5 protein-coding genes and 1 pseudogene are annotated in these 5,205 nt (G+C 34.9%); 2 read left to right on the forward strand and 4 right to left on the reverse strand.

Annotated elements, in window-relative coordinates; translation table 11 throughout:
• Positions 1-1,762 precede the first annotated feature (1,762 nt).
• Positions 1,763-2,065: an urease subunit gamma gene (gene ureA, locus F6K13_RS17115; RefSeq protein WP_124142719.1), complete on the forward strand. Its 303-nt coding sequence runs from the start codon at positions 1,763-1,765 to the stop codon at positions 2,063-2,065.
• A gap of 48 nt (positions 2,066-2,113) precedes the next feature.
• Positions 2,114-2,425 (forward strand): urease subunit beta, encoded by a 312-nt coding sequence (locus tag F6K13_RS17120; RefSeq protein WP_124142718.1) that lies wholly within the window; start codon positions 2,114-2,116, stop codon positions 2,423-2,425.
• A 33-nt stretch (positions 2,426-2,458) separates the two neighbouring features.
• On the opposite strand, the gene F6K13_RS17125 is transcribed toward F6K13_RS17120, so the two are convergent.
• The 4 genes and pseudogenes from F6K13_RS17125 to F6K13_RS17140 form a co-directional block, all read right to left on the reverse strand.
• The gene (locus tag F6K13_RS17125; RefSeq protein WP_124142717.1) at positions 2,459-3,049 is read right to left on the reverse strand and encodes a pseudouridine synthase; all 591 of its coding nucleotides are present in this window, start codon (positions 3,047-3,049) and stop codon (positions 2,459-2,461) included.
• A gap of 172 nt (positions 3,050-3,221) precedes the next feature.
• Positions 3,222-4,049, reverse strand: a pseudogene (locus F6K13_RS17130) (GAF domain-containing protein).
• 63 nt (positions 4,050-4,112) lie between these two features.
• On the reverse strand, positions 4,113-4,328 hold the full coding sequence (locus F6K13_RS17135; RefSeq protein WP_287287881.1) for a response regulator: 216 nt from the start codon (positions 4,326-4,328) through the stop codon (positions 4,113-4,115).
• 198 nt (positions 4,329-4,526) lie between these two features.
• On the reverse strand, positions 4,527-5,205 hold a 679-nt coding region (locus F6K13_RS17140; RefSeq protein WP_287287882.1), incomplete at its 5' end, for a response regulator.

Here is a 5,205-nt window from a genome sequence, read left to right on the forward strand (position 1 = left end):
GATTGCAGTCTGCAATCTTGGTAAAAAAACAAAAATAAAAATCGAGTGAATTAGAGTGATTGCAGATAGTGATATCACCCATAAAGACTCCATTATCACTTCCATTTAAATTGAACAATAGATCAAGGCTATGTGTTGGTGTGGGTGAGCTTCGCTCACCCACACCAACAACAATAATGATTATCCCGTATCACAAATTAAAGACCCAGCTAAATGTCCTTTTAACTCTTATCCAATAATGGTTTTGAGCTGCTTGTAACCCTGTGAGGTCAAGGGCATTATTGGGTTTTTAGTCATTTGTCAAAAAAATTAGATGCGTTTTCCCTGGCAGACTAGCTGCAAATAGTTACATACTATCAAGATGATTTTCCATCTAGTTTGGATTTCCAACTCTACCTCATCATTACAGGATTGATTCAGGTCGTTAGTAGCAATATATTCTGTTCTTTTTGTGAAAATAGTAACCCAGAATAATTTGACTGTCTTGAGTGCGTATTACATTCTGAGCAGACCTCGCCAATTAGCAATCGCTTTTTTTTATCTCTAGGAAAACCTTTAATTTTAATGATTTTTCCTGATACTAATTCTCACTCATTCCATCCTAATTATTCCAGTTTTTGATATTTTTTTATACATCCGGTATCGTCTACCTGCGCGATTCCTTTTTAATCGTGGCTAACTTCTTCCAGATGGTCAGGAAGATTTGTCAGAGTATAATTTTTCTGGCTACTTAATTAAATACTGAAATTATTTTAAATAATTAAAATTCATCTTAAATATGTTGACAAACAATTGTTTTTATACTCAAAAAGTATACCAAATAATATCAAGTAACTTGAGTTAAGCTTTGAAATTTTTGATATAGCAATCCTAAATAGGTTGCGGGTAATCAAAAAGTAGATAAAAAAACCGAAACTCTTACCTGTTCCCTGTTCCCTGTTCCCTGTTCCCTGTTCCCTGTTCCCTGTTCCCTAAAAGCGGTAAGATTTTCATACACAAATAAAATAGGATTGCTATATTTTGTTTTTCAAGCGATCGCCAAATAGATAAACCTTTATGGGTCAACACTATATTATAGTGTCTTTGCGTAAGTCCTGAGTATGTTTACCAACTATCCCTGTGAGAATCAATCCACTTGAGAATGCTTGATTTATCCCAATCCCACAATCACCTGCCCTCAGTTCATTCGACTGGCAGTGATGCCTGTTTTTGTGGACATTCATACCAAAATTCATCTCCACTGATTTGTGAGGTTTCGATATGCGCGTACATGAGCATGATGAATCATTTGTCCTTGTCTTGAGTGCCTCTTACATTCTGGGGTCTCCCCAGAATTAGCCACTCGCTTTTTGAGAGGCAGTTCTCACCAAACTGACTACCGTATTATAGGACAGATTTACTGTACGGCTAATTCCTCTTAAACTACTACCCTCAATATGACCTTGCAGAACCATAGGTATTGTTTCTGGTTCAATTTGCCGACGATACTGTAGGGTATAGAAAGTAGAGCGTGTTTGTGCAGCATCCCATAGGAAAAGTTTGTAGACATTCGGGACAATAGTACCGTTGGCTTACTTTACTGGTTTTTTTCGTGCTTATGGACAATGCCCATGACCACACAGAGCACATTCCATAATGGTTTGAACTATTTAGGGACTATATTCATATTACCATTCCCACACTTTCTTGATGCACTACCAATTCAAGTATTAAATTGATAAACATGATAAAATTTTCCCTGAGATAACTATATAAAAATACTATGCAGTTAACACCCCAAGAAAAAGATAAACTGTTAATTTTTACTGCTGCTTTATTAGCAGAACGTCGTAAAGAAAAAGGCTTAAAATTGAATTATCCTGAAGCAGTTGCCTATATTTCCGCGGCAATTTTAGAAGGTGCTAGAGAAGGTCAAACGGTGTCTGAATTAATGAGTTTTGGTACAACTTTATTAACAAGAAATGATGTCATGGAAGGTATCCCAGAAATGGTACAAGAAGTTCAGGTAGAAGGGACTTTTCCTGATGGGACAAAATTGGTAACTGTGCATAATCCCATCCGTTAGAAATTAGAATTGTTGAAAGACAGAAGAAATAGGAAAAAGATAACTATTATGATTCCAGGTGAAATGATTATTCAAGAGGGAGAAATCGAATTAAACCCAGGTCGCCCGACAGTAAAATTATTAATAGCAAATACAGGCGATCGCCCAATTCAAGTTGGTTCTCATTTCCACTTTTATGAAGCAAATAATGCTTTGAGTTTTGACCGTGAACTCGCCAAAGGAATGCGTCTAGATATTCCGGCAGGTACTGCTATTAGATTTGAACCGGGAGATGAACGGGAAGTAATTTTAGTACCATTTGTTGGAAGACGAGAAGTTTATGGTTTTAATGGTATAATTAATGGTAAATTAGACAAATAGTAGGTTGATTTATCCTTCTAGCAACTTCCTCAATTAAAAAACCATCTGCTTGAGAGATTCAATTTCAGTTTGATTGAGGTCTCGCCACTCACCAGGTTGAAGTTCATTTATGTACAGGTCTGCGATCGCTACTCTAACTAACCGTAGTGTGGGAAAACCAACTGCTGCTGTCATTCTTCGCACTTGACGATTTCGGCCTTCTGTGAGAATGATTTCTAACCATGCGGTGGGTACAGTTTTACGAAATCGAATTGGTGGATTGCGGGGTGGAAAATTGGGATCTACAGATAACAATCTTACTTTTGCAGGTCGAGTCTGATAATTTTTGATCGTTACACCTTGTTTTAGTTGTCTTAATGCTGCCTCATCTGGTATTCGTTCTACTTGCACCCAATAAGTACGAGGATGAGCAAATTTAGGGTCAGTTAGTCGGTGTTGGAGTTGTCCATGATTTGTTAGTAGTAAAACTCCTTCACTATCTCGGTCTAATCTACCCACAGGATAAACTGAAGACACGGGAATGTAATCTTTAAGGTTTTGCCGTCTGTTAGACTCATCAGTATTGTCAGTGAATTGACTTAAAACATTGTAAGGTTTATTAAATAAAATGTACCTGTAACTCATGAGTAAAATTATATCAAGTTCGGTTAATTAATCTAAGTAAGGAAGAGGTAAGAAGGAAGAAAAAAAGTAATAATCATGAATAATTGACATATTTTTTCGTTCAATTAGATCGATAAGTTTTGACAAAAAGAGATAAATTGTATAGCAAGTTTTTCTATATGATCATTTCCGCTTAATTATTGAAGTAAGGTTTTTCAATTGCCATAAGTCGCCACTCCCTGTGGATATATTCGTCAAATAGACAATGGTTAGCAATCTTAGTTAAACCATCTAGAGTAGCAAATTGAAGTAACTTTTCATTTACAGTTTCTAATTGTTGATATAATTCTGACTGTTGTAAGGCAATCGCTAATTGTCTAGCTAAATGTTCAATAGATTCAATTTCTGAAGATTGCCATTTTCTTAGTTTTGAACAGTGGTGGGCAATTAATAATCCCCATAATTATTCTCTAGAATAGTCAAAATCTTGCTCAGAAAATTGTTCTTTATTTATCTTTGATATTGGTACTACTAAGTTAGATTTTACTTTAAACCGAGTCATAAATTCAATATGATATAGAATTAAATCAGCAATAGCTATATTTTTAGTAAGATTTGTTTGCTGTAGATTATCATTGTTATAATATGAATTTATACTCATATTTTCTATAACGGATTGTAGACCAGAAGCAATAGATTCCATCAAGACTTCACTAGTTCCATCTGGATTAAATTTATATATCAATACCCTGTCACTTTTAAGAAATTTTATGACTTCATCTACTGTATTTTTGAGAATATCATTAAGGTTTAGTGACTGACGTATTCGTTCTTGAATGAGGGTCATTAATCTCGATCTTTCTGTTTGCTTTCTTAACTCTTTAACAAGTTGATTAATTTGCAAAATTCGACGGACTCGCTGACGTAAAACTGCGAATTGAACAGGTTTAGTAATATAATCTAGGATACCAACAGCGAAGGCAAGATCGATAGATTCTTGATCTTCAAGAGTAGTAATCATTAACACTGAAGTCCCATAGAGTAAAGGGTTGCTATCTAGTTTTTGATCTAGAGACAAATTATTTTATAAATCCTTACTAAAAAGTTCTTGTAATTTGATATAGTAATTAAAGCCATTTATTTCTGGCATCATTGTATCTAGTAGAATTAGGTCTGGTATTTGAATACTAAACATTTCTAGGCATTGCTTACCATTTTTTGCTTCTATTATTTGATATCCTTCTTTTTGTAATACTTGATGAAGTAAATAACGGGTCGATTTTTCATCATCGACTATCATAATTACAGTAGCATTATTCTGTGACTGCATTGAATTCATACAAATCTTATTAAAAAATACTAAGAGCTGATTTGTAAACTTAGCTAAAACCCTGATTTCATCTAAATCTCAGGGATTTAGGTATTATTGAACTATAACTCCCAAAACCCTTGTATTGCCAGAAATTCAGCCTCTTAATATTTACTTTATAAATCAGTTCTAAGAGTTAATTGTAATTTGACTAAATATTTTCTGCAATATATTTTGCAGTTGTGATTGCTTAATGGGTTTATTTAATAAAGCTGCTAAATTTAGTTTTTGGAGCTGATTTTTTTCTGGAGATTTACCAATAGGAGTTAACATAACTAATGGTAGAGATTGATATTTAGGTAGCTCCCTAATAGCAGTAGCAGTTGCCACTCCATTCATTTCTGGCATTTGCATATCAATAATTATTAGGTCAAAAACTTGATTTTGGTTAACATTTTCATGTTGAAGCAGATCTATTGCTTCGACACCTGATGCAACACCATGAGCTAAAATCCCCCACTGACTTAACTGCTTAGTTAAAATTTGTAAGCAAGAAGGATTATCATCTACAATCAATAATCGTTTTTTACCTAATTTCGGTATAGAATTAAGTTGACTTTTCACATTCTCATCAACTTTTACAATTAGGGTAAAATAGAAGGTAGATCCTATTCCTTCTTGACTTTCAAACCACATTTTACCACCCATCATCTCGCAGAGAGCCCAGTGATCGGTGGCACTATTCTCCGTGACACCAATAAAGACAATCCGATTGGCGATCGCATCAGGGTTAACCTTGCCCGCGATTAATTCAGAGAGAGAGACCGTCTGGGCAATATCGGAGGGGGTAGGGAGTGCCCGATAGTTC

This window comes from Okeania sp. SIO2B9 (genome assembly GCF_010672505.1).
In the GTDB taxonomy this organism is placed as follows: domain Bacteria; phylum Cyanobacteriota; class Cyanobacteriia; order Cyanobacteriales; family Microcoleaceae; genus Okeania; species Okeania hirsuta.

What these genes read in the sequence shown, in the direction of transcription:
- ureA (WP_124142719.1), top strand. Translation starts at nt 1,763, where the DNA reads ATGCAGTTAACACCCCAAGAAAAAGATAAACTGTTAATTTTTACTGCT.
- F6K13_RS17120 (WP_124142718.1), top strand. Translation starts at nt 2,114, where the DNA reads ATGATTCCAGGTGAAATGATTATTCAAGAGGGAGAAATCGAATTAAAC.
- F6K13_RS17125 (WP_124142717.1), bottom strand. Translation starts at nt 3,049, where the DNA reads ATGAGTTACAGGTACATTTTATTTAATAAACCTTACAATGTTTTAAGT.
- F6K13_RS17135 (WP_287287881.1), bottom strand. Translation starts at nt 4,328, where the DNA reads ATGATAGTCGATGATGAAAAATCGACCCGTTATTTACTTCATCAAGTA.